Raw genomic sequence first — 24495 nt, 5'->3', positions numbered from 1 at the left:
CGTCGGATGCGGCGGAGCGGCGGCAGGGGGCGGAGGTGGTGGTGTCGGACGCGCAGGCGCTGCGGCCGGTGGCGGAGCCGGATGCGGCGCGGCTGCCGGAGGTGGCGCTTGCGGATGCGGTGCGGCGGCGGGCGGTGCAGCTGCGGGCGGTGCCGGATGCGCCGGCGCGCCCGGCGCTGGCCGTGGCTTCGGCTTTCCGTCAGGTCCGAGCTCTTCCTTTGGCTGCGCCTGTGCGACGACCAGCGGAGAAGTTTGTGCATGCGACGCTGAGGTGGCGAACTGCATCACCGTCAGCGCAGTCGTGGCAAGCAGCACGAGACGAAGCTTTGTCATGGTCTTGGAGTCCCCGGCGGAAAGTCTGGGCAGGAAGGAAAGAAAGGAAGTCAGAACCGAACAATTCGGCAGGACGATGAATTGCCAGCCGTTAGGCCGGATTGTGGCGAGCGCCGAATCATCGGCGAAGTTTATTTCGACATTATAACGGGTTGCATGTGCGCTTGTTCACCGCGCGTTCAGAAGAAACGCTCGGACACACGCGCAATCGACGTGGAACTGCGGCGCTGCGGCGAATCACCGGACCGCGGGTCGATCTGTCGCAGGCTGCGGGCCGGTTGGTCCCGGGGGTCCGCGCACCAGTGATTCGCCGGTTCTTGCCGGACGGCTCGTCCGGTCGCGGCGGCGTTTCCCGCGCGGCTCATCCGGGCGTGTGGCAGACCGCCTCGATGTTGTGGCCGTCGGGATCGAGCACGAACGCGCCATAATAGTTCGGGTGATAATGCGCGCGAATGCCGGGCGCGCCGTTGTCGCGGCCGCCAGCCGCCATCGCGGCCTGGTAGAAGGCGTCGACGGTGGCGCGGTCCTTGGCTGTGATCGCGATATGCACCGGCTTGTTCATCGCGCCTTCGCCGCCGATCCAGAAATCAGGCTTGCCGTCAGTGCCGAAGCCCGCCGCAGGTGCGTGCCCGGTCACTTCTGCGGGCACTTCCATGATCAGGCCGTAACCGAGCGGCGCCAGCGCGGTCTGGTAGAACGCCTTCGCGCGTTCGTAGTCGGAGACCGAAAAGCCGATATGGTCGATCATTGCGAGCTTCCCTTTTTGTGCCGCATTGGCATCCGCGCTTTCGTTTCACCTTCCCTTGGAAAGGGGAGGTCGCTTCGCTCGCAAGAGCAAAGCGGGTGGGGATCTGCTCTCTCCGCAGCGAGCGTTGCCTGCGGCTTGACCCCCATCCCGACCTTCCCCCGTTCAGGGGGAAGGAGAAAATCTGTCATTCCCGCACAAGCAGCGTGTTGCTTCGCGTCCGGCCCTGATCGACGTAACCGCGCGTATGCATGTCCGCAATGCAATCGTCGGTCCATTCGTCCTTTGACAGATGCTCGATCACGACCGCGCGGGGCCACAGCTGTTCCGGCGCGTCGCGGAAGAAGCCGGTGAGCACGCGGTCCTCGAATCCTTCGACGTCGATCTTCAGCGCATCGACGCTGGTCGCGCCGGCCTCCTCGAGGATGCGTTGCAGCCGCAGCGATGGCACCTTGAACGCCTTGCCCGTGGGCGCGCCGGTGACGATGTGGCTGGCGCCGAGATTGTCGCCGTCGGTCTCGATCATCAACTCGCCATCGGTCGGACCTGCGGCGGCTGCAACCAGGCGCACCTGCGGATAGCCGGAGGCCTGCGTGTTGAATTTGAGCCGCGCATGCGTCATCGGATGCGGCTCGATCGCGATCACCTTGCCATTGGGCCCGACATCGCGCGCCAGCGCCAGCGCATAGGTGCCGACATTGGCGCCGAGATCGACGAAGGTGCCGCCGGTGCCGACATGCGCCCGCAGGAAGGCGAGCTCTTCAAGATTGTAATCGGGATTGAACAGCGCGCCGCGCTCGGTCGCGCTCGCCTGATGATAGAAGCGGAACGACGCGCCCTGATAGGTCACATCAAGCGGTCCTGAACCGAACAGATTGACCAGCCGCGACAGCCATGGCCGGAACGCGCCGCGCTTCAATCCGCTGCCATGCGCAAGCCGGATGATGGCGGCCTGCGCCGCATTGGGCGCCAGGGCGCCGAATGGCGGCGGCGAAATGTCGTTGCTCGGGATCACGCATTGCCTCATCAAAAGCGCGGCATGCATAACCGGTTTTGGCGGAAGCGCCAACGGTTGCATCGGCCGCTTATGAAAGCAGCCAGTCCCGCAGCCTGGGGGACAGCAATCCATAGGCGCCCTGCGCCTGAATGCGCCGCACTGCCGCGGGATCGTGCCGAGCGGTAAACAGCAGTCCGCTCCAGACGAGGATTGTCCACACGAAATGACTCAATGGCTGAGCCACAAACTCGGTGTCGTCCCTGCGAAAGCAGGGACCCATAACCACCCATGCTGATCATCGCGCGATGCTGTTACGACGAGTCCCCGCCAGCAACCTCCGCCGCGGCGTATGGGTCCCTGCTTTCGCAGGGACGACAGCGAATGTGTGGTGCGCGCAAGCAATCACTTCACGACGCCGGCGCCTGGTCCCGCTTCAGCCTGCGCGAGCGCGTGGCCTTGTGCAGCACGCGCGCCAGCTGCTCGGCCGAATACGGCTTCTGTAACAGCTCGAAGCCGCCGCTGCCCTGCTGCGACAGCACCTGGCTGTAGCCGGAAGCCAGCACGATCGGCAGATCGAGCCGCTGCCGGCGGATCTCCTCCGCAAGCTCGATGCCGCTCATACCGGGCATCACGACATCGGTGAACACGAGGTCGAATCTGTCGGGGTCGACGGTCAGCTCCTCCAGCGCGTGGGTGGCGTTCTCCACCAGCACGCAGGTGCAACCGAGCTGGGTCAGCGTGTCGGCGGCGAACTTTCCGACCTCGGCATTGTCCTCGACGATCAGGACCGACGCGCTGGTCGGATCGACCGAAGGCGCATCCTCCGTGAGCCGCGCTTGCGCGTTGTGTCTACCGACGACACGCGGGAGATACAGCGTGAATGTCGAGCCCTTGCCGACTTCGCTGGTCACGGTGACCTCGCCGCCGGATTGCTTGGCGAAGCCGAACACCTGCGACAGGCCAAGGCCGGTGCCGTGACCGACCTCCTTGGTGGTGTAGAACGGCTCGAAGATGCGGCCGAACAATTCCTGCGGAATTCCGACGCCGGTATCGGCCACCGAGACCGCGACGTGGCCGTGCGGGCTCGGCGGCGTGATCGCCTCGGCCGGCAGCTTGTTCACGGCGCGGACCGCGATCGTGAGCCGGCCGACGCCGTCCATCGCGTCACGTGCATTGACCGCCATATTGATAATCGCTGTCTCGAACTGGCCGGCGTCGGCGTTGACGAGGCAGGTCTCGTCCGGCACCTGCGCCGTGATCTCGATCCGCGAGCCGATCAGCGTGGCGATCATCTCGCTCAGGGTGCGGACGTTCTGGCAGGCGTCGAACACCTCGGGCTTCAGGGTTTGCCGGCGCGCGAACGCAAGCAGCTGGTTGGTCAGCTTGGCGGCGCGGTTCACGGTGTTGGAGATCGCATCGATGTAGCGCTGACGCCTCGCCTCCGGCAGGTCCGGCCGCCGCAACATGTCGACCGACGCGCGGATCACGGTGAGCAGATTGTTGAAGTCATGCGCGACGCCGCCGGTGAGTTGCCCGAGCGCCTCCAGCCGCTGGCCATGCCGTAACGCGTCCTCGGCTTCGATGCGCCGGTCGGCCTCCTCCTGCAGGCGCTGGGTTCGCCGGAAGGCGAGCGCGAGCAGGCCGAACAGCAGCGCGGTGGCGGGTATGCCGAAGATCAGGTGCTGCGCCATGGTCGAGATCCAGCGCGCGTGGATCGCCGAGGTCTCGAGCCCGGCGCTGACATAGATCGGGTATTCGGACAGCCGCTGATAGCGCATGCGCCGTTCGATGCCGTCGGCCGGGGAGCGGATCGTCATGCCGCCTGTCTCGGGATTGGCGACGATCTGTCGCCCCAGCGGCCCGCTCGGCTCGAACCTGGCGTCGTGGTCGATGACAGGGAAATGCGCCAGTATCGAGCCATCGGTCCGGATCAGCGCCAGGAAGCTGCCGGGCTCGCGGCCGATCTTGGCGTAGAAATTCTCGAAATACTCCGGAAGCACGGAGGCCTGGATCACCCCGCCAAAGCTGCCGTCCTCGTTGTTGCGGCGGCGGCCGACGCTGAAGAACCGCGCACCCTGATAGGGTGGCCGCGGCGTCAGCACCTCGCCGATATAGGTGCCGATGTCGCGCTCGGCGTGGATGCGGAAGTAGTCCCGATCCGAGAAATCGATGTCGGGGGCCGGTTCCACCAGGCTGTTGACCAGGGCATGGCCGTTGGCATCGAACACCCAGATCGATTTCACCTGGGGGAGTGTGTCCGCGACCCGGCGCAGCCGCTCGTGCAGGCTCTTCTCGCGCGCGACGATATCGGCGTCGCTCATGCCGCGGACGACCTCGGTCACCTCGGCCAGGCTGCGGTCGATGGTCTCGAACACCTTGAGCGCGTGCTCATGGGCGACGTCAAGCGTGCGCTGGATTTCCTGGTCGGCGGCCTCGCTGGTCGACATCCGGGACATCGCGGAAGCAAACATGAACAGCGCCAGCGGAAGGGCCAGCGAGGCGGCCATCATCCATTGCAGCAGTCTCAGCGAATTGCGTTGTGCAGCGGTCGGCACGGGCACTCCGGCTCCGTAGCGAGCTTAACGCAAACCGTCGCGCCGGAGGAAGCGAAACCCCCGCCTGGCGCCCGGCGCAGCGGCTGCCGCGTCATCCAGCCCGCCGGTCAAGGTTACCGGAGGCCAACCCGGATCGATCAATTGGGAGCCGGCACTCGTCCGGGGCGACGCGGGGCGTATGCCGCACGGCGTCATCACGACCCCGTTAGCGCCACGCCGGCAGTCAAGCGGAAAATCGGCCGGGATGACGAGTCCGGGCGCTGTTTTTAGGAGTTCTAAAACCTCTCACGGGCAAATGCTTGACCCTGTGACTACCTGCTGAAAAACAGGCCGCATGACAGGCGATCCAAACTCCTCCAAGGATAATCTACAGGACATCCGGCTCGGACATGCGGATCGCGGTTTTGTCGGAAAAATCATCAGGCTCGATGCGCTCGTGACGGGTTCATCGCTCTCGTCGCAGGAGCTCGAGCAGCGCTTGGTGGAGATGGGATTTGTCGAGGGCGCGCGCGTGGAAATCCTGCATGAAGGCACGATCCGGCGGGATCCGATCGCGGTGCGCGTCGACAACATCACGATCGCGCTGCGCCGGAGCGAAGCCATGGCCGTGATCGTCGAATGACAACTGCATCCCTGCGCCTGGCGCTGGTCGGCGCGCCGAACACCGGCAAGACGTCGCTGTTCAACCGGTTGACCGGCAGCAGCCAGAAGGTCGCCAATTATCCCGGCGTCACGGTCGAGCGCAAATCCGGCGGCTTCGTCACGCCGGAGGGCCGCAGCGTGACGGTGCTCGACCTGCCCGGCACCTATTCGCTGCGCGGCCGCAGCCCGGACGAGGAAATCACCCGCGACATCGTGCTCGGCCGCTTCGACGGCGAGGCGGTGCCCGATCTCGTGCTCTGCGTTGCGGACGCCACTAATCTGCGGTTGACCTTGCGGCTCGTGCTCGAGCTGAAGCGCGTCGGCCGGCCGATGATGCTCGTGCTCAACATGATCGATATCGCGAGGCGCCGCGGCGTGACGATCGATCTCGATCGCATGTCGCAGGAGCTCGGCCTGCCGATCGTGACCTCGGTCGCGGTCCGCAAGGGCGGCGTCGACGAGCTCTTGAAGCGGACCGACGAATTCCTGGCCCGGTCGCATGAGGCGGCGGCCAGCGAGTGGGCGACGCCGACGATTGCCGACCTCAAGGCGGCGCAGCGCGAGGCCGACCGCATCATCGCCGCGGCGGTGACGCTGCCGACCAAGCCCGACACGCAGACCAACCGGATCGATTCGGTCGTGCTGCATCCGGTCTGGGGTCTCGTGATCCTGGCCGTGATCCTGTTCGTGATGTTCCAGGCGGTGTTCACCTGGGCGCAGCCGGCGATGGAATTGCTCTCGGACGGCTTCTCTGCGCTTGGGCAGCTGATCCACGATTTGCTGCCGGAAAGCTGGGGCCTGTTGCAGAGCTTCCTGCAGAACGGCCTCATCTCGGGCGTCGGCAGCGTCATCGTGTTCCTGCCGCAGATCATCATCATCTTCCTGTTCATCCTGCTGCTGGAAGATTTCGGCTACATGGCGCGAGCCGCATTCCTGATGGACCGCATCATGGGCGGCGCCGGGCTGCATGGCCGCGCCTTCATTCCGCTGCTGTCGAGCTTTGCCTGTGCGATTCCCGGCATCATGGCGACGCGAGTGATCGACAACCGGCGTGATCGCCTGACCACGATCCTGATCGCGCCGCTGATGACCTGCTCGGCGCGGATTCCGGTCTATACGCTGATCATCTCGGCCTTTGTTCCGGCGACCAAGCTGTGGGGCTTCGTCAATCTGCAGGGGCTCGTGATGTTCGGCCTCTACGCCGCCGGCATCACCAGCGCGCTGACGGTCTCGGCGATCGCAAAGTTCTTCCTGTGGCGCGACCATGCGCCGGCACCGTTCATGCTGGAATTGCCCGACTACAAGGTGCCGCGGCTGCGCAGCATCGCGATCGGCGTGCTCAATCGCGCCAAGATGTTCCTGTATCGCGCCGGCACCACGATCCTCTCGATGATGGTGCTGATCTGGTTCCTGGCCTCGTTCCCGACCGCGCCCGCCGGCGCCGAGGGGCCGGCGATCAACTACAGCTTCGCGGCGATGATCGGCCACGCGCTCGAGCCGCTGCTGCGGCCGATCGGCTTCAACTGGCAGATCGCGGTGGCGCTGATCCCGGGCATGGCGGCGCGCGAAGTCGCGGTCGCGGCGCTCGGCACCGTCTATTCGATCGAGGGCGGCAAGGAGGCGGCGGAACAGATCGGCCAGGTGCTGGCGCAGAAATGGACGCTGGCGACCGCGCTGTCGATGCTGGTCTGGTACATCTTCGCCCCGCAATGCGCCTCGACGCTCGCGGTAATCCGCCGCGAGACCGGCGGCGCGAAGTGGATGGTGGTGACGTTCCTGTACATGCTCGCGCTGGCCTATGTCGCGAGCTTCCTGACTTTCAATCTGGCGCAGGCGCTGGGGCTGCATTAGCCGGGCCGTCGCGTTCTGTCGCGGCGGCAATGGGTGCAACCGGGCGTGCGACGCAGTAGAGTTCGTTCGGGGGCGCCTCTCGCGCATCCACGGGTTCCCTGCGAGACCACGCAATGTCGACGTTCGGCCTGGAGCGGGTATTTTCGCCTCGAAGCATCGCGGTGGTCGGCGGTAGCCCGCGGCCGTCGTCGCTCGGCGCGGCGGTGCTCCGAAACCTCAAAGCGAGCGGCTTCTCCGGCAGGCTGGGCGTCGTCAACCGGCACTATGCGGATGTTGATGGCGAGCCGACCGTTGCCGACCTGAAGTCGCTTCCGTTCGTTCCGGACCTCGTCGTCATCAGCGCACCGCCGGCGGCAATCCCGGAGATCGTGGTGGAGGCCGGGCTTGCCGGGGTTGCCGGTGCCGCGATCCTGTCGGCCGGTCTCGGTCATGGCGCAGGCTCGCTCGCGGAGATCGTGGAGCAGACGGCGCGGCGGCACGGCATGCGCCTGGTCGGGCCGAACTGCCTCGGCGTCATGGTGCCGCGCGCGAAGCTCAATGCGAGCTTCGCCTCGCATCAGCCGTCCGACGGCCATGTCGCGCTGATCTCGCAGTCCGGCGCGGTCGCGTCGGCGATGATCGAGTGGGCGGCGGAGCGGCGGCTCGGCTTCTCCGGCATCGCCTCGATCGGCGACCAGCTCGATGTCGACGTCGCCGACCTCCTGGATTATTTCGCGCTCGACGATCATACGAACGCGATCCTGATCTACCTCGAAGCGGTCAAGGATGCGCGCAAGTTCATGTCGGCGGCGCGCGCCGCGGCGCGCATGAAGCCGGTCATCATCGTGAAATCGGGGCGGATGGCCGAGGGGGCAAAGGCCGCCGCGACCCACACTGGCGCGCTGGCCGGCTCCGATGCGGTCTATGACGCCGCGTTCCGCCGCGCCGGCATGCTGCGGGTCTACGACCTTCGCCAATTGTTCGACTGCGCCGAGCTGCTCGGCCGCGGCTTCGTCCCGCGCGGCAACCGCCTCGCGATCCTGACCAATGGCGGGGGGCTCGGCATCCTCGCCACCGATCGGCTGGCCGAGCTCGGCGGCGTTCCCGCGACGCTGACGGTGGAGACGATCGAACGGCTCGACAAGATGCTGCCGCCGGGCTGGTCATGCGCCAATCCCGTCGACATCGCGGGCGATGCCGATGCCGCCCGCTACGTGGTGGCGCTCAACGCGCTGCTCGATGATGCCAACAACGATGCCGTCCTGGTCGCGAATGTGGAAACGGCGGTGGCGCCAGCCGAGGGCATTGCCGAGGCGGTGGCGCAATGCCTTCGTGACCGCAGGACCAAACGAAGTGCGGTCGCGGCACTGGTGCTTGCGGCGTGGGTCGGCGCCGACGAGCGCACCGGCGCGATCTTCGAGGCGGCCCGCATCCCGCACTTCCCGACCGAGGACGATGCGGTGCGCGCCTTCATGTATCTGGTGCGCTATCGCGAGGCCTCCACGGCGCTCGCCGCGACCCCGCCGGGCGTCGCATCGGTGTTCACGCCGGAGACGGCCGCGGCGCGGCATGTGATCGTGAAGGCGTTGTCGGAAGGGCGCGCCTGGCTCGATCCGGCCGAGATCGTCGCCCTGTTCGAGGCCTATCGCATTCCGATCGTGACGACGGTCGTGGCTGACAGTGCGGAGGACGCCGCCGAGAAGGCGGTGCCGTTCCTCGCCGCGGGGCATGCGATCGTGGTCCGGGTGTTCTCGCGTGACATCAGGCGCGCATCCGATGTCGGCGGCGTGATCCTCGACCTGCGCACCAAGGACAGCGTCATTGAGGCCGCCAGGACGGTGCTGGAACGCGCGCGAAACGCGCGGCCGGATGCGACGCTGCAAGGCGTGACGATCCAGCCGATGATCGTGCGGCGCGCGGCGCGCGAACTGATCCTCGGCATCGCCGACGATCCGACCTTCGGCCCGGTGATCGTGTTCGGCCGCGGCGGCCCCGCGGTCGAGGTGATCAACGACAAGGCGCTGGCGCTGCCGCCGCTCGACATGAATCTCGCTCGCGAGCTGGTCGGACGCACGCGTGTTTCGCGGCTGCTCGGCGGCTATGGCGATGTGCCGGCCGTGCCGGCTGATGTGGTACCGCTCACCCTGGTCAAGCTGGCGCAGATGGCCGCCGACATTCCCGAGGTTGCCGGGCTCGATATCAATCCGATGCTGGCAGACCAGACCGGCGTGCTCGCACTCGACGCGCGCGTGGCGATCCGCAAGCCGGCGCGGCTGTTCGCCGGTCAAACCAGACTGGCGGTCAGGCCCTATCCGTCGCAATGGGAAGGCGAGCTGGCGCTACGCGACGGCTCGCACGTCACGGTGCGCCCGATGCGGCCCGAGGACGAGCCGATGGTCGCCGCGTTCTTCAAGCGTGTCACCGCCGAGGATCTCAGGCTGCGCTTCTTCCACGCGATGAAGGAATTCTCGCACGCCTTCATCGCGCGCCTGACCCAGCTCGACTATGCGCGCGCGATGGCGTTTGTGGCGCTCGATCCGACGACCGGCGAGATGATGGGAGCGGTCCGGCTGCATTCGGACTCGCTATACCAGAACGCCGAATATGCGATCCTGCTGCAGTCCGATCTCAAGGGCAAAGGGCTCGGCTGGGCGCTGATGCAGCTCCTGATCCACTATGCGCGGTCGGAGGGATTGAATCGGCTGTCCGGCCAGGTGCTGACCGAGAACACCACGATGATCGGAATGTGCCGCGATCTCGGCTTCACCGCCACGATGGATCCGGAGGATCACAGCATCGTCGATGTCGTGCTCGACCTCGATCGATCCGCGGTCGATGCGGTCGGTTCCGATATCCTGATCCGGCCCGCGGCGGCTGGCCGCTTATCATAGCGCCAGCCGCGGCTGCGTCCGATCAGATCTGGCGTTCGACCATCTTGAACTTGAGCTCGGCGATCGCTTCCGAGGGGTTGAGGCCCTTCGGACACGCCTTGGCGCAGTTCATGATGGTGTGGCAGCGATAGAGGCGGAACGGATCCTCGAGATTGTCGAGCCGCTCGCCGGTCGCTTCATCGCGGGAATCGGTGACCCAGCGCGTTGCCTGCAGCAGCGCGGCGGGACCGAGGAAGCGTTCGCTGTTCCACCAATAGCTCGGGCACGAGGTCGAGCAGCAGGCGCACAGGATGCACTCGTACAGGCCGTCGAGCTTCTCGCGGTCCTCGTGGCTCTGCCTCCACTCCTTCTGCGGCGTCGGCGTCGTGGTCTTCAGCCACGGCTCGATCGAGGCATACTGGGCGTAGAAATTGGTGAGGTCGGGGACCAGGTCCTTGACGACCGGCTGGTGCGGCAGCGGATTGACCTTCACCGCGCCGCCTGCGCCGACGTCGTGCATCGACTTGGTGCAGGCCAGCGTGTTCTGCCCGTCGATGTTCATCGCGCAGGAGCCGCAGACGCCTTCGCGGCAGGAGCGGCGGAAGGTCAGCGTCGGGTCGATGTGGTTCTTGATCCAGATCAGGCCGTCCAGCACCATCGGACCGCAATCATGGGTGTCGACGTAATAGGTGTCGACGCTCGGATTCTTGCCGTCGTCAGGGTTCCAGCGATAGACCCGAAATTCGCGGGTTTCGGTGGCGCCGGCCGGTTTCGGCCAGGTCTTGCCGCCGGAAATCTTCGAATTCTTCGGAAGTGCGAATTCAACCATGCTTGCTCGCCTTCGTTCTCAGTAGACCCGCGCCTTCGGCGGGATGTACTGCACGTCATTGGTCATCGTGTAGTCGTGGACGGGACGATAATCGATCGCGGTCTTGCCAGCCGGATCGATCCAGGTCAGCGTGTGCTTCATCCAGTTCTTGTCGTCGCGAGCCGAGAAGTCTTCGCGTGCATGCGCGCCGCGGCTCTCGGTGCGGTTCGCCGCCGAATCCATCGTCACGATCGCCTGCACGATCAGATTGTCGAATTCCAGCGTCTCGACCAGGTCGGAATTCCACACCAGCGAGCGGTCCGAGACCGAGATGTCGCCGACGCCGCCATAGACCTTGTGGATCAGGTTCTGGCCTTCCTGCAGCACGTCGCCGGTGCGGAACACCGCGCAATTGTTCTGCATCACATGCTGCATGCTGTCGCGCAGCTTCGCGGTCGGCGTGCCGCCGGAGGCGTGGCGGAAGCGATCGAGCCGGCCGAGCGCGAGGTCGGCCGAATCCTTCGGCAGCTCCGGCTGCTTGGCGTTCGCCGTCAGCTTGTCGGCAAGGCGCAGCGCTGCGGCGCGGCCGAACACCACGAGGTCGATCAGCGAGTTGGAGCCGAGGCGGTTGGCGCCATGCACCGAGACGCAGGCCGCTTCGCCGATCGCCATCAGGCCCGGCACCACCGAATTGTCGTCGCCGTTGCGCTTGGTCAACACCTCGGCGTGATAGTTGGTGGCGATGCCGCCCATGTTGTAGTGCACGGTCGGCACGATCGGGATCGGCTCGCGGGTGACGTCGACATTGGCGAAGATCTTCGCCGATTCGGAGATGCCCGGCAGCCGCTCATGCAGCACCTTCGGATCAAGGTGATCGAGGTGCAGGAAGATGTGGTCCTTCTTCTTGCCGACGCCGCGGCCTTCGCGGATCTCGATCGTCATCGCGCGCGAGACGACGTCGCGCGAAGCGAGGTCCTTGGCCGACGGTGCGTAGCGCTCCATGAAGCGCTCGCCCTCGGAGTTGACGAGATAGCCGCCTTCGCCGCGGGCGCCTTCGGTGACGAGACAGCCCGAGCCGTAGATGCCGGTCGGATGGAACTGGACGAACTCCATGTCCTGCAACGGCAGCCCGGCGCGCAGCACCATGCCGCCGCCGTCGCCGGTACAGGTGTGTGCCGAGGTGCAGGACGCGTAGGCGCGGCCATAGCCACCGGTCGCCAGGATCGTGGTCTGGGCGCGGAAGCGATGCAGCGTACCGTCGTCGAGCTTGAGCGCAATCACGCCGCGGCAGACGCCCTGGTCGTCCATGATCAGGTCGATGGCGAAGAATTCGATGAAGAACTCGGCCGCGTGGCGCAGCGACTGGCCATACATCGTGTGCAGCATGGCGTGGCCGGTGCGGTCGGCCGCGGCGCAGGTGCGCTGGGCCTGACCCTTGCCGTAGTCCAGGGTCATGCCGCCGAACGGGCGCTGATAGATCTTGCCGTCCTCGGTGCGCGAGAACGGCACGCCCCAATGCTCAAGCTCGTAGACCGCGTCGGGCGCGTTGCGCACCATGTATTCGATCGCGTCCTGGTCGCCGAGCCAGTCCGACCCCTTCACGGTGTCGTACATGTGCCAGCGCCAGTCGTCCGGATGCATGTTGCCGAGCGAGGCCGAGATGCCGCCCTGCGCCGCAACGGTGTGCGAGCGGGTCGGGAACACCTTGGTGATGCAGGCGGTGCGCAGGCCCGCTTCCGAGCAGCCGACCACGGCGCGCAGGCCCGCGCCGCCGGCACCGACCACGACGACGTCGTAGGTGTGGTCCTGGATCGGATAGGCCTTGCCATTGGTGGCCGGGCCACTGCCATTGGTGGCCTTGCCGTTACCTTCAGCGGCCATGGGTCAAACTCCCGAGGACAATTTGAGGATTGCGTAGATCGAGGCCAATGCGACCGCGACGCAGAAGAAGTTGTTCGCCATCACGCAGGCGAGCTTCACCTTCTCGCTATGCACGTAGTCTTCGATCACGATCTGCATACCGATCTTCATGTGCCAGGTGCTGGCGACGATGAAGAGCAGCAGGATAATGGCGATCGGAATCGAGCCGAGGATCTGCGCCGCGCCGGCATGGTTGCGGCCGATCAGCATCAGGATCACCACCAGCACAGGCACGATCAGCAGCGTCATGGCGACGGCCGTCAGGCGCTGACGCCAGAAATCGGAGGTGCCGGTATGTGCGGAGCCAAGGCCGCGGACGCGCTCCAGCGGCGTGCGCATCGAAGAGGGGCCGCTCATCGTCCACCTCCAACAGCATAGGCGATGATCCAGACCAGCACGGTCAGGGAGATGCCTGCGATCAGAGCGCCCCAGGTCAGGGCCTCGCGCTCATTGGCCTTGAAGCCGTAGCCGAGGTCCCAGACGAAATAACGCATGCCACTGACCAGGTGGTGCAGCAGCGCCCACGTGTAGCCGAACAGAATCAGCTTGCCGATAATGCTACCCGTGAAGGCCTGGACGTTGGCGTAGGCGGTCGGGCCGGACGCTGCTGCGATCAGCCACCAGGCGAGCAGCAGCGTGCCGAAATACATCGCGATTCCAGTCGCCCGGTGGACGACGGAAAGCGCCATCGTCAGGGTCACGCGATAGGTTTGAATATGGGGTGAAAGCGGTCGTTCGATCCTGGCGGTCATCGGCGGGCTTTATGGTGTGAGGGACCGCGGCCGGCCCATCGGGGAACGCGGTAGAGGAGTTCTATTTACGGAGTCGGATCAGCCCGCGCAACGGCCAAATAGCCTTCGGTCGAACCGAAGTTCATTGTTAGAGTTGCCGAATTCTGGTTGATCCGCAGTGTGGTATACCAGATGCAAGACCGGGTGAACCAAAAAATGAATCCAAAAACCCATGGATCGACTGGCGCGTCTAACGACGCGCGGAGGGGGTCCGGAAGGCGTCGATTTTAGCCCATTGTTCCACTAGATAATCGACGAATGCCCTGATCTTAGGCGATGCCAGGCGTGACGGCTGGAGCATCAGATGCAGCGGCGTCGGCGCCGGCTCATGATCGATCAGCAGGCGTTGCAGGCGGCCGCTCGCCAGGTCCGACTGCACTTGCCACGACGGCACGCGGACGATGCCTGCGCCCTCCCGCGCTGCACTGACCAGCGCCTCGAGGCTATTCATCCAGAGCCGACCGGATATGCGGAATTTGCGACCCGTCTTCGTGCCGTCGGCAAAGCGCCACTCCGCGCTCCCAGGCGAATCGGAAAACACCAGGCAGTCGTGCCCTGCGAGATCGTCCGGCCTCCGCGGCTCACCGCGCTGCGCCAGATAGGCCGGCGCTGCGCACACGATCATCTGCAGATCGGTCAGCTTGCGCGTGACGAGCTGCGAGTCGCGCAGGCGGCCGATGCGGACCGCGAGTTGGATGTCCTCCTCGACCATATCGACGGCGCGGTCGATCAACAGCAGATCGACGGCAACAGCCGGATAGCGGCGCAGAAACTCGACCAGCAACGGTGCGATCACGAGCCGGCCGATCAGGCTCGGCGAACTCAACCGGATCCGGCCCGACGGCTGATGCGGGTTGCGTGCCAGCGCCGCCTCGATCTCCCTGACCTCGCCAAGAACCGATTTCGCGCGCTCGTAGAGAATGCGTCCGTCATCAGTCAGCGCGAGCTGCCGGGTGGTGCGCAACAGCAGGCGGGTGCCGAAATGCTCTTCAAGCGCACTGATCTGGCGGCTGACCGAGGTCAGCGAACTCGGCAGCGACCGCGCCGCCGCCGACAGGCTGCCGGTCTCGACCGCGCGGACAAAGGCCGCCATCGCTGCCAGCTGGTCCAAGCTCGATCCTTCCGCATTTCGCAACAGAGCCTGCTCAACAGCATAGATACTCCCGAATCCCAAAAGGGGCTATTGCTCTCCGTTAAGGCGGCGCCGGGCACGTGGTGCGGCCGTACGTTGACACTGCGAAGGACATCATGGCCGGCCTCGATCCCAAGGAACTGCTCGAGCTTGCGCTGCTGCTGATCGCTGTCGGCGCGCTGTCCGGCTTTCTCGCCGGCCTGTTCGGCATCGGCGGTGGCGCGATCCTGGTGCCCGTGTTCTACGAATGCTTTCGTCTTGCCGGCGTGCCGCTCGAAGTGCGGATGCCGCTCTGCATCGGCACCTCGCTCGCGATCATCATTCCAACTTCGCTGAGCTCGTTCCGCGCCCATTATCGCCGCGGCGCGGTCGACATGGAGATCCTGAAGCGCTGGTGGCTGCCGATCGTGATCGGCGTCGCCGCGGGCAGCGTCACCGCGCGGTTTGCGCCGGAACGGCTGTTCAAGATCGTGTTCGTGGTGGTGGCGTGGTCGGCGGCGGCGCGGCTGCTATTGGCGCGCGAGACCTGGAAGTTCGGCGACGACGTGCCGAAGGGCTTTCTGATGCGCGTTTATGGCTTCTTCGTCGGCCTGCTGTCGACGCTGATGGGCATCGGCGGCGGCCTGTTCGCCAACCTGCTGATGACCTTCTACGGCCGGCCGATCCATCAGGCGGTCGCGACCTCGTCCGCGCTCGCGGTGCTGATCTCGATCCCCGGCGCGCTCGGCTATCTCTATGCCGGCTGGCCCGCCGCCGCGCGCTTTCCCGACGTCGCTGCGTTGCAATTGCCGTTCGCGCTCGGCTACGTCTCGCTGATCGGCGCGCTGCTGGTGATGCCGACCACGCTGGTCACCGCGCCGCTCGGCGTGAAGGTCGCGCACGCGCTGTCGAAGCGCGCGCTGGAGATGGCGTTCGGGGCCTATCTCTTCATCGTCGGCGGACGGTTCGTGATCAGCCTGTTGGGCGGCGCATAGCCGGAGTCAGAGCTTCAACCGTACTTCGCTATTGCCCCAGTATCGCAGATCGCCGGCGCTCTCGATACGATCCAAATCAGAGAGCACCTGCAATCGGGCCGCCGTCGCCTCATAGGTGATGGTCCAACCGAGTTCCTTGAAGCGTTTTTCTGCATCGGTCACGAACGCCGCAACTTTCCGCCAGCGGGACTTCAAAAGCGAGAGGATCACGCCGTCCAGTTGATCTTCGGTCATTGATGACGGGAGAAGCGCCTCGCTCCATGCCATCTCGCTGAAGAGATGCGGGGGCCTGCGTGGAGGTTTTAGGTCCGGATGTTGAGCATAGATGCCCACCAGCAGCTTACGGTGGACGATTTCGTAGAGTTCGTTGAGATGCTCCCACAAGGCGTCGCGCTCGGCCTGGTCGATTTGCCCCATGGCCGTGACCGTACGATCGAGTGCTCGGCCCACGTTCAGTAGGCGTTTTTTCAATTCGGCCGCCTGCTCTCGATCCATTCTGGGTCCCGTCACCGCGTCCTGCAAGTATCCATTACGTATCCCGCAGCGCGTAGCCCGGATGGAGCGAAGCGCAATCCGGGGTTCTCGCAGCTAATTCGAGTGGTCCCGGATTTCGCTTCGCTCCATCCGGGCTACGAAACTACGCGCTAGTCCTGCAGCCGTACCTGGCTTTGGGTCGGAGTACGGAGGTGCCCCTCAGCTTCGATTCGACCCGTATCCCATAGATATCGCAGACGTGCTGCCATCATGCGATAGGTGAACGGCAATCCCAGCTCGTCGGAACGTACGATGCCTTTGCCCAGAACCAGCGCGACCTTCTGCCAATATGGCTCCAGCAGCGACATGAGGAAATCGTCGAGCGCTGCTGTGGTCGCAGCACGCGGCAATTTTACGTCGCTCCATGCCACGTCGGAGGTGGGGGCGGGGACAGGCAATTCCTCAAGAAGCGCGGATGGCAGCAAGTCGGGGAATTTTTCGTAAAGCGGCAGCATCACTTGCCATTGCAACTCAACCAGAAGCTCGAAGAGCGGGCCGTCGAATTCGAGCTGCTCCTCTTTTCCGAGTTCTGCAATGGCCGTTCGGGCTTTCATCATCGCCTCGTTGGCGATGATGAGCTGGTCACTCAACCGAATAGCCTCTTTGCGGTTCATCGGTTATCGCGACATCGTCGCGCCCCTTACCCTTTCGCGTAGATATCCTTATACGTATCCCGCAGGATATTCTTCTGCACCTTGCCCATCGCGTTGCGCGGCAATTCGTCGACGACGAAGACGCGCTTGGGCATCTTGAACTTGGCGAGCCGCCCGTCGAGCGCCTTCAGCACCGAGGCCTCGCTGATATCGGCGCCCTTGTTGCAGACGAGGACGGCGGTGACGCCTTCGCCGAAATCGGCATGCGGCACCCCGATCACGGCGGATTCGATCACGCCGGGCATGGCGTCGATCTCGCTCTCGATTTCCTTCGGGTAGACGTTGAAGCCGCCGGAGATCACGAGATCCTTGCCGCGGCCGAGGATGTGGACGTAACCCTTGCCGTCGATCTTGCCGAGGTCGCCGGTGATGAAGAAGCCGTCGTCGCGGAATTCGGCCTTGGTCTTCTCCGGCATCCGCCAGTAACCCCTAAACACGTTCGGGCCCTTGACCTCGATCATGCCGATGGTCTCGCGCGCCAGCTCCTTGCCGGTCTCGGGATCGGTGACGCGCACCGAGACGCCGGGCAGCGCGAAGCCCACCGCGCCGGGTACGCGATCGCCGTCATATGGGTTGCTTGTGTTCATGTTGGTCTCGGTCATGCCGTAGCGCTCGAGCACCGCGTGGCCGGTCCGTGCCGACCATTCACGATGGGTGTCGGCGAGCAGCGGCGCGGAGCCCGAGATGAACAGCCGCATATGTTTGGTCGCGTCCTTGTTCAGGCCGGGGTTCTGCAACAGGCGGGTGTAGAAGGTCGGCACGCCCATCATCACGGTAGCGCGGGCCATCAGTTTCAGGATCGCGTCCGGATCGAATTTCGGCAGGAAGATCATCGAGGCGCGCGAGAACAGCGTCACGTTGCTCGCCACGAACAGGCCGTGGGTGTGATAGATCGGCAGCGCGTGGATCAGCACGTCCTTGTCGGTGAAACGCCAGTAGTCGACCAGCGAATACGAGTTCGACGCCAGATTGTCGTGCGACAGCATCGCCCCCTTGGAGCGGCCGGTGGTGCCCGACGTGTAGAGGATCGCGGCGAGGTCGTCATTGCCGCGCGGCACCGTGGCGAATTCCTTCGGCGCGTTGTCGGCGGCCTCGGTCAGCGAGCCCTTGCCGCTGGAATCGAGCGTTTCGACCTTGGCGCCCACCTTGGCGGCGATCGCCTTGATGCCGTCCAGCTTGGAGGGATCGCAGACCACCAGCGACGGCTCGGCGTCGGTGATGAAGTATTCGAGCTCGTTCAGCGTATAGGCGGTGTTGAGCGGCAAATAGACGCCGCCGGCGCGCACGGTGGCGAGATAGAGCACGAGGGCCGAGACCGATTTCTCGGTCTGCGCCGCGACGCGGTCGCCCGGCTTGACGCCGCGTTCCACCAGCACGTTCGCCATCTGGCCCGCGCGTGCGATCAAATCGCCGTAGGAGATGCGGCTGCCGTCGAGCTGCTTGATCGCCAGCCGATTGGGGTCGTCGAGGCCATCGAACAGGCGGGAAAACAGGTTGGCGTTGGTCGTCGTATTCATGCAACATCCCCTGAGGGGCGAAAGCGCCGGTAAGAGTCCGGCTGGATTAGCAAAAACGCCCTTCGGAAAGCAACGGAGACAGTTTGCATGACAAATAATGGGAAACGCGTGGCCTGGGTCACCGGCGGCGGCACCGGAATCGGCGAATCCGGCGCGGAATTCCTGGCTGCGGACGGCTGGACGGTGGTGATCTCCGGCCGCCGCAAGGAAGAACTCGACCGCGTGGTGGCCAACATCACGAAAAAGGGCGGCAAGGCCGAGGCGATCCCGCTCGATGTCAGCAACAAGGCCGACGTCAACAAGGCGGCGGAGGCGATCGTCGGCAAGCACGGCCGCACCGACCTGTTGGTCAACAGCGCCGGCATCAACGTGCCGAAGCGCAGCTGGGCCGACATGGAACTGGAAGGCTGGGACAAGCTGGTCGAGGTCAACCTCAACGGCGTGCTCTACTGCATGCGCGCGGTGCTGCCGACGATGCGCAAGCAGAAGGACGGCTGCGTCATCAATGTCGCGTCCTGGGCCGGCCGCCACGTCTCGAAGATGCCGGGCCCAGCCTACACCACCACCAAGCACGCGGTGCTGGCGCTGACCCATTCCTTCAACATGGACGAATGCGTCAACGGCCTGCGCGCCTGCTGCCTGTCGCCGGGCGAGGTCGCAACGCCGATCCTGAAGCAGCGGCCGGTGGTGCCGAGCGAAGCCGAGCAGGCCAGGATGCTGCAGCCGGAGGATTGCGGCCGCACCATCGCCTTCGTCGCCAGCATGCCGGCGCGGGTCTGCATGAACGAGATCCTGATCAGCCCGACGCATAACCGGGGATTTATTCAGACCCCGTCGAACCGGGATTAGGCACAACTCTCTCAGCGGGTCGTCCCTGCGAAAGCAGGGACCCATAACCACCGGTGTTGGTTGTTCGCAAAGGCTGGAGCCCCAACCTTCGCAAAACGACCAGTCGTGGTTATGGGTCCCCTCCCGGCTTTCGCCGGGACGACGGCGTGGACGGTTCTGCGATCTGCCTCACTCGCTGATCTCGTTCAGCTCCTTGCCGGAATGCTCCGGCACGAACAGGTACACGCCGATCGCCATCGCGATCATCAGCCCGGGGATGCAGAGGAACGACAGCGCGAACGAGCCGGTGTGCTGCTGGAGGGCGATCGAGACGAACGGAAACAGGACGAAGCCGACGAAATAGGCGATCGCCCAGACCACGCCGTTGGCGGCGCCGCGGATCCGGGTCGGGAAGATTTCCGCCGTCAGCGTCGTGCTCGGGCCCCAGAAGCCGAGGAAGCCGAGACACCAGGCGAGCCCGAACGCCCACAGCAGCACGCGGTCCTCGGAATAGACCCAGAGCGTCATGAAGATCGCGCCCTCGATCAGGGTGATGATAAAGGTGCGGCGGCGGCCGATCTTGTCGATCAGCCAGCCGACCAGGCACAGGCCGAGGAAGCCGCACAGGCCGTAGAACACGTAGAACAGGCTGTATTCCGCTGTCGACCAATGCTTCTCGGTCGAGAGGTAAAGCGGCATCCAGGCGCCGACCGTGCCGTAGATGCAGGTCGAGGCGCAGGCCACGAACAGCGCGACCAATGTCGACGGCAGCACGTCGGGCATGAACACCTGGCGGATGCCGACCGACTTGGCCTTGCCGAACCAGGCGCTGTCCTCGTTGTTGACGGTGCCGCCGCGCGCCAGCGTCTCGGAGATGCGCCGCTTGCGGTCCTGCGCACGCACCCAATAGGGCGATTCAGGACAGGTGGAGCGGATGTAGATCGCGAGCAGTGCGATCACGCCGGGCACCATCACGCCGATACGCCAGCCGAAATTGGCGGCGACCAGCCCGGTGATCGCGCCGGCGAGCGTAGCGCCGAGGCACCAGGCCGAACGCGTGATGCTGATGACGCGGCCGCGCAGCCGGGCCGGCCAGGTCTCCGCCACCAGCATCGAGCCGAGCGACCATTCGCCGTTGAGCGCGAAGAACAACAGCGAGCGCGCGATCACGAACACCGTGAAGGTCGGCGACAGCGCCGCGACCGGCATCAGAAACGAGAACAGCGCGATGTTGACCGCGAGCAGCGTGCGGCGGCCGTAGCGGTCGGCGAGCCACGGCCAGAAATAGAGCCCGGCGATGCCGACGAACAGCGCGATCTGCATGCCGGAGCGGTATTCCGGCAAGCTGAGCTGGAATTCCTTGATCACCATCGGCGAGATCAGCGCGAAGATCACGCCGTCCATGCCGTCAAAACCCCAGCCGAGCGCGTTGGCGGTGGCGATGTGCCAATGGGTTTTCGTGAGCTCAGTGCTGCCGGCGACGGCGCGGTAGTTGGCGTATTGCAGGTGCTTCTGTTCGAGCGGGCCGATATCGCCGCCGGCATCGTTGACCACAGGCGCGGCGTGACCATCAGCCGTGATGCTGCTCATGATTGATCTCCCCGCTACCACCCGCTGCGAAACCGCGCCGCAATTTCAGGCTGAACCAATCGCACCATGGCGGCAAGCGAATTGCTCGCGGCGGCGCACCCGTCTATTCCGTTGAATGGAATGCGCGGGCGCGCTGCGCGAAGCGCCGCATGTACGAAGCGCGCCTCATCCGGTTTCAGGAATCACAAAGAGTTTTTTCCGGAAACCGCCCGGAAAACCTCCCGTAGCTCAGGCCAACGACGACGCAGACCAATCAACACGCGCCGTTGTTGCCCCTTCATCGCCGGCGAAAACTGGCCGGCCGGATTACCCATCGGGAGACGAACATGTCGAAGCGTATTGCCTATCTTGCCGCCGCCGCCTTCAGCGCGCTCGCGATCACCGCCACCGTCGTGGCGCCGGTCCGCGCCGAGGAAAAGACCGTGATGGTCGGCGGCGCCGCGATGTTCCCGTCGAAGAACATCATCCAGAACGCCGTCAATTCGAAGGATCACACCACCCTCGTCGCCGCGGTGAAGGCCGCCGGCCTGGTTGGCACGCTGGAAGGCAAGGGCCCGTTCACGGTGTTCGCGCCGACCAACGCCGCCTTCGGCAAGCTGCCGGCCGGAACCGTCGACAATCTGGTCAAGCCCGAGAACAAGGCGACGCTGACCAAGATCCTCACCTACCATGTGGTGCCAGGCAAGCTCGAGGCCTCCGACCTCACCGACGGCAAGAAGCTCAAGACCGCCGAGGGCGAGGAACTGACGGTGAAGAAGCAGGATGGCAAGGTCTGGATCGTCGATGCCAAGGGCGGCACCTCGATGGTGACGATCTCCAACGTCAACCAGTCGAACGGCGTCATCCATGTGGTCGACACCGTGCTGATGCCGGCGACCTAACACCCGGCGGCCCGATTTAGTCCTGAACGCCTTACGAAACAGCGAGCCGGAGCCTCGCCCCGGCTCGCATTTTTGTGACCATATGAGGTGGCGTATATCGAACTGATGATGCGCGTCCCCGTAACGGAACGCCGGTTCCCGGCGTATAAGCTGGTAACGACCACGAGCAGAGACATTCCATGACGAGCCTTGCCGTCAGCGACCACCAGGCAGAGACCGCGGCGCCCGCGAAGGTGATCCAGCCGGTCTGGGTGCGCATGGTGCACTGGATCAACGCCTTCGCGATGATCCTGATGATCATGTCCGGCTGGCAGATCTATAACGCTTCGCCGCTGTTCGGCTTCACCTTCTCGCGGAACATCACGCTCGGCGGCTGGCTCGGCGGCGCGCTGCTCTGGCACTTCGCCGCGATGTGGCTGCTGATGGTCAACGGCCTTGTCTATCTGGCGCTTGGCTTCGCCACCGGCCGCTTCCGCAAGAAGCTGCTGCCGCTCACCCCCGGCGGTGTGATTGCCGACACCAAGGCGGCGCTGACCTTCAAGCTGTCGCATGACGATCTCAGCAAGTACAATTCGGTGCAGAAGCTGCTCTACACCGGCATCATCATTGTCGGCGTGGTCATCGTGCTGTCCGGCCTGTCGATGTGGAAGCCGGTGCAGTTGCATTGGCTGGTCTCGCTGTTCGGCGGCTACGACTTCGCCCGCTATGTCCATTTCACCTGCATGGCGCTGATCGTCGCCTTCCTGGTGATCCATGTCGCGCTCGCGCTGCTGGTGCCGAAGAGCCTGCGCGCCATGATCATCGGGCGCTAAGGGAGGGTGTGATGGGTCGTCTCAGAAAACTCCTGATACCCGGTGTCGACAAGAAGCTGCTGGTGCGCGATGCGGTGAAGACGATGCCCGAACTGACGCGCCGGCGTTTCATCACGGCCGGCACCAGCCTCGGCGCGCTGACGCTGCTGACCGGCTGCGACGTGGTCGATTCGTCGTCGGCTGAAGAACTGCTGAAGCAGGTCTCGAAGTTCAACGACGCGGTGCAGGCCTGGATGTTCAATCCGGATGCGCTGGCGCCGACCTTCCCCGAGAGCATGATCACCAAGCCGTTTCCGTTCAATGCCTATTACGATCTCGACGATGCGCCGGAGATTGCGGCAGCGAACTGGAAGCTCGAGGTGCGCGGGCTGGTCGAGAACAAGAAGCCGTGGACGCTCGACGAATTGTACAAGCTGCCGCAGGTCAAGCAGGTGACGCGCCACATCTGCGTCGAAGGCTGGAGCGCGATCGGCAGCTGGACCGGCACGCCCTTGCGTGATTTCCTCAAGCTGGTGGGCGCCGACATGCGCGCCAAATATGTCTGGTTCCAGTGCGCCGACAAGGACGGCTACAACTCGCCGCTCGACATGCGCACGGCGCTGCATCCGCAGACCCAGATGACGTTCAAATTCGCCGACGAGATCCTGCCGCGCGCCTACGGCTTCCCGATGAAGATCCGGGTGCCGACCAAGCTCGGCTTCAAGAACCCGAAATACGTGCTCTCGATGGAAGTCACCAACGACTACAAGGGCGGCTACTGGGAAGATCAGGGCTACAATTCGTTCAGCGGGAGCTGACTTACTGTCGTCCCGGCCTGCGCCGGGACGACGAAGGATTAAGGCCCAACCTTCCTCTGAAACGCCGACAGCAGCGCGCCGAGCACGAGCATCGCCGCCGAGACATTCAACGCAAATGACAGGCTGCCAACCGCGTCGGTGATCGCGCCGACGACGATCGGGCCGAGCGTCTGGCCGATGCCGAAGGCGATGGTCATCGCGGCGATCGCGGTCGGCCAGGCTTCCGGCGGGTAGTTGAGGCGCACGAAGGCGGTGGTCGAGCCGACCACGGCGAAGAACGCGACGCCGAACACCAGCGCCGAGATCGCGAGCAGCAGCGGCGAATGCCCGAAGATCGGGAGAGCCGCGCCGAGCGCGTTGACGCCGAGGATGATGGTGGTGGCGAGCCCGCCGCGGTCGAGCGCTAAAACGCGCCGCCAGACCCAAGGGGTAACGAACGCGCTGACGCCGATCAGGCTCCAGAACGCGCTCTGTGCGACCGCGCCGCCGCCACCGTCGCGGACATAGGCGATCATGAAGGTCATGTAGGCGATGTAGCCGGCGCCGAACAGGAAATAGGCGGTGAGGTAGATCAGGACCGGCATGACCGCGAATTTGGTCCGCACGATGCCACCCGCGGCAGTATTGGCATGGAATGGCGCAAGCAGCAGCGGCACCGTCATGATCGCGGAGAGTAGGGTCATCGCCCACCACACGATCCACCATGAGCCGGCGCCAAAACGCTGCAACACGAAGGGCGCGATCAGGCCGGATGCCAGGATGCCGACGCCCGGCCCGGCATAGAACAGGCTGAGCAGGAAGTTCGCTCGCTCCGGCCGTGATTGAGCGATCGTCGCCGCAAGCGCGCCGCCGCCGACGAAGCCGATCGCGGCGGCGAAGCCGACCAGGAGGCGGGCAAAACTCAGCACGGCGAAATTGCCCGAGAGGGCGCACAGCGCCAGCGACAGCGCGCAGGCCAGCGTCGACCAGCGCACCGATGTGGCCAGCCCGAAGCGCTGGATCAGGCGCGAGGCGAACAGCGCCCCGACCAGGTAGCCGGCAGCATTGATCGTGTTCATGAAGCCGGCGGCCGAATACGACCAGGCCAGCGAGTCGCGCATGTCCGGCAGCACCAGCGAATAGGCGAAACGGCCGATGCCGAGACCGACCGTCGGTGCGAGCGATAAAATGAGGATCAGCCGCGCGGGATGCGGGTAGGACGGGGAGGGGGCTCTCACAATTCACTCCGGCAATGCGGCCATTGTGGCAGGCCGCGCCGGTCCTGCCCAGCGCCACAGGCAGCAACA

At 65.0% G+C, this 24495-nt stretch carries 21 protein-coding genes and 1 pseudogene; 8 read left to right on the top strand and 14 right to left on the bottom strand.

Annotation, left to right across the window (positions count from 1 at the left end; all coding sequences use genetic code 11):
* From Q0030_RS27755 to Q0030_RS27740, 4 genes and pseudogenes are all read right to left on the bottom strand, one after another.
* Window positions 1-333: pseudogene (locus Q0030_RS27755) on the bottom strand (OmpA family protein); the annotation flags it as partial.
* A gap of 361 nt (window positions 334-694) precedes the next feature.
* On the bottom strand, window positions 695-1081 hold the full coding sequence (locus Q0030_RS27750; protein ID WP_298374279.1) for a VOC family protein: 387 nt from the start codon (window positions 1079-1081) through the stop codon (window positions 695-697).
* A gap of 184 nt (window positions 1082-1265) precedes the next feature.
* Window positions 1266-2123, bottom strand: a complete 858-nt coding sequence (locus tag Q0030_RS27745) for an FkbM family methyltransferase (RefSeq protein WP_298374276.1) — start codon at window positions 2121-2123, stop codon at window positions 1266-1268.
* A gap of 359 nt (window positions 2124-2482) precedes the next feature.
* Window positions 2483-4585 (bottom strand): hybrid sensor histidine kinase/response regulator, encoded by a 2103-nt coding sequence (locus tag Q0030_RS27740; RefSeq protein ID WP_298374304.1) that lies wholly within the window; start codon window positions 4583-4585, stop codon window positions 2483-2485.
* A 379-nt stretch (window positions 4586-4964) separates the two neighbouring features.
* Here Q0030_RS27740 and Q0030_RS27735 point away from each other — a divergent pair, with 379 nt between their 5' ends.
* From Q0030_RS27735 to Q0030_RS27725, 3 genes are all read left to right on the top strand, one after another.
* Complete coding sequence (locus Q0030_RS27735) at window positions 4965-5252, top strand: FeoA family protein (RefSeq protein WP_298374273.1); 288 nt, start codon at window positions 4965-4967, stop codon at window positions 5250-5252.
* On the top strand, window positions 5249-7123 hold the full coding sequence (locus tag Q0030_RS27730; RefSeq protein WP_298374270.1) for a ferrous iron transporter B: 1875 nt from the start codon (window positions 5249-5251) through the stop codon (window positions 7121-7123). The genes Q0030_RS27735 and Q0030_RS27730 overlap by 4 nt, the downstream gene beginning before the upstream one ends.
* Window positions 7124-7236: 113 nt before the next feature.
* Window positions 7237-9993 carry a bifunctional acetate--CoA ligase family protein/GNAT family N-acetyltransferase gene (locus Q0030_RS27725; RefSeq protein WP_298374267.1) on the top strand — a complete coding sequence of 919 codons (2757 nt, stop codon included), beginning with the start codon at window positions 7237-7239 and terminating at the stop codon, window positions 9991-9993.
* A gap of 22 nt (window positions 9994-10015) precedes the next feature.
* Here Q0030_RS27725 and Q0030_RS27720 read toward each other — a convergent pair whose 3' ends face one another.
* The 5 genes from Q0030_RS27720 to Q0030_RS27700 form a co-directional block, all read right to left on the bottom strand.
* On the bottom strand, window positions 10016-10801 hold the full coding sequence (locus Q0030_RS27720; RefSeq protein WP_050402509.1) for a succinate dehydrogenase iron-sulfur subunit: 786 nt from the start codon (window positions 10799-10801) through the stop codon (window positions 10016-10018).
* 18 nt (window positions 10802-10819) lie between these two features.
* The gene (gene sdhA, locus Q0030_RS27715) at window positions 10820-12661 is read right to left on the bottom strand and encodes a succinate dehydrogenase flavoprotein subunit (protein WP_298374265.1); all 1842 of its coding nucleotides are present in this window, start codon (window positions 12659-12661) and stop codon (window positions 10820-10822) included.
* Between the two features lie 3 nt (window positions 12662-12664).
* On the bottom strand, window positions 12665-13039 hold the full coding sequence (gene sdhD, locus Q0030_RS27710; RefSeq protein ID WP_298374301.1) for a succinate dehydrogenase, hydrophobic membrane anchor protein: 375 nt from the start codon (window positions 13037-13039) through the stop codon (window positions 12665-12667).
* A gap of 14 nt (window positions 13040-13053) precedes the next feature.
* Window positions 13054-13452, bottom strand: a complete 399-nt coding sequence (gene sdhC, locus Q0030_RS27705) for a succinate dehydrogenase, cytochrome b556 subunit (RefSeq protein WP_298374263.1) — start codon at window positions 13450-13452, stop codon at window positions 13054-13056.
* A gap of 229 nt (window positions 13453-13681) precedes the next feature.
* Window positions 13682-14602: a LysR family transcriptional regulator gene (locus Q0030_RS27700; RefSeq protein WP_298374261.1), complete on the bottom strand. Its 921-nt coding sequence runs from the start codon at window positions 14600-14602 to the stop codon at window positions 13682-13684.
* 134 nt (window positions 14603-14736) lie between these two features.
* Here Q0030_RS27700 and Q0030_RS27695 point away from each other — a divergent pair, with 134 nt between their 5' ends.
* Window positions 14737-15597 (top strand): sulfite exporter TauE/SafE family protein, encoded by an 861-nt coding sequence (locus Q0030_RS27695; RefSeq protein ID WP_298374299.1) that lies wholly within the window; start codon window positions 14737-14739, stop codon window positions 15595-15597.
* Between the two features lie 6 nt (window positions 15598-15603).
* Here Q0030_RS27695 and Q0030_RS27690 read toward each other — a convergent pair whose 3' ends face one another.
* The 3 genes from Q0030_RS27690 to Q0030_RS27680 all read right to left on the bottom strand — a co-directional run bounded on the left by Q0030_RS27690 (window position 15604) and on the right by Q0030_RS27680 (window position 18301).
* A complete protein-coding gene (locus tag Q0030_RS27690; RefSeq protein WP_298374258.1) occupies window positions 15604-16092 on the bottom strand; it encodes a hypothetical protein in 489 nt (162 codons plus the stop codon).
* Window positions 16093-16241: 149 nt separating this feature from the next.
* The gene (locus tag Q0030_RS27685; protein WP_298374256.1) at window positions 16242-16745 is read right to left on the bottom strand and encodes a hypothetical protein; all 504 of its coding nucleotides are present in this window, start codon (window positions 16743-16745) and stop codon (window positions 16242-16244) included.
* 26 nt (window positions 16746-16771) lie between these two features.
* A complete protein-coding gene (locus Q0030_RS27680) occupies window positions 16772-18301 on the bottom strand; it encodes a malonyl-CoA synthase (protein WP_298374254.1) in 1530 nt (509 codons plus the stop codon).
* 87 nt (window positions 18302-18388) lie between these two features.
* On the opposite strand from Q0030_RS27680, the gene Q0030_RS27675 reads away from it, so the two are divergent.
* Window positions 18389-19150, top strand: coding sequence for an SDR family oxidoreductase (locus Q0030_RS27675; protein ID WP_298374252.1), 762 nt, complete (start codon window positions 18389-18391; stop codon window positions 19148-19150).
* Between the two features lie 168 nt (window positions 19151-19318).
* Here the strand turns inward: Q0030_RS27675 and Q0030_RS27670 are convergent, their stop codons facing one another.
* Window positions 19319-20719, bottom strand: coding sequence for an MFS transporter (locus Q0030_RS27670; protein WP_298374250.1), 1401 nt, complete (start codon window positions 20717-20719; stop codon window positions 19319-19321).
* A gap of 326 nt (window positions 20720-21045) precedes the next feature.
* Between Q0030_RS27670 and Q0030_RS27665 the strand changes: the two genes are divergently transcribed.
* From Q0030_RS27665 to Q0030_RS27655, 3 genes are all read left to right on the top strand, one after another.
* Complete coding sequence (locus Q0030_RS27665) at window positions 21046-21600, top strand: fasciclin domain-containing protein (RefSeq protein ID WP_097676955.1); 555 nt, start codon at window positions 21046-21048, stop codon at window positions 21598-21600.
* 179 nt (window positions 21601-21779) lie between these two features.
* Complete coding sequence (locus tag Q0030_RS27660) at window positions 21780-22412, top strand: cytochrome b/b6 domain-containing protein (protein ID WP_298374248.1); 633 nt, start codon at window positions 21780-21782, stop codon at window positions 22410-22412.
* Window positions 22413-22423: 11 nt separating this feature from the next.
* A complete protein-coding gene (locus Q0030_RS27655; protein ID WP_298374247.1) occupies window positions 22424-23209 on the top strand; it encodes a molybdopterin-binding protein in 786 nt (261 codons plus the stop codon).
* 38 nt (window positions 23210-23247) lie between these two features.
* On the opposite strand, the gene Q0030_RS27650 is transcribed toward Q0030_RS27655, so the two are convergent.
* Window positions 23248-24426, bottom strand: a complete 1179-nt coding sequence (locus tag Q0030_RS27650) for a YbfB/YjiJ family MFS transporter (protein ID WP_298374246.1) — start codon at window positions 24424-24426, stop codon at window positions 23248-23250.
* Window positions 24427-24495 lie beyond the last annotated feature (69 nt).

The organism is uncultured Bradyrhizobium sp. (genome assembly GCF_947648125.1).
Lineage (GTDB): Bacteria > Pseudomonadota > Alphaproteobacteria > Rhizobiales > Xanthobacteraceae > Bradyrhizobium.
Note: the sequence above shows the minus strand (reverse complement) of the source record. Positions and strands in the feature narration are given on the sequence as shown.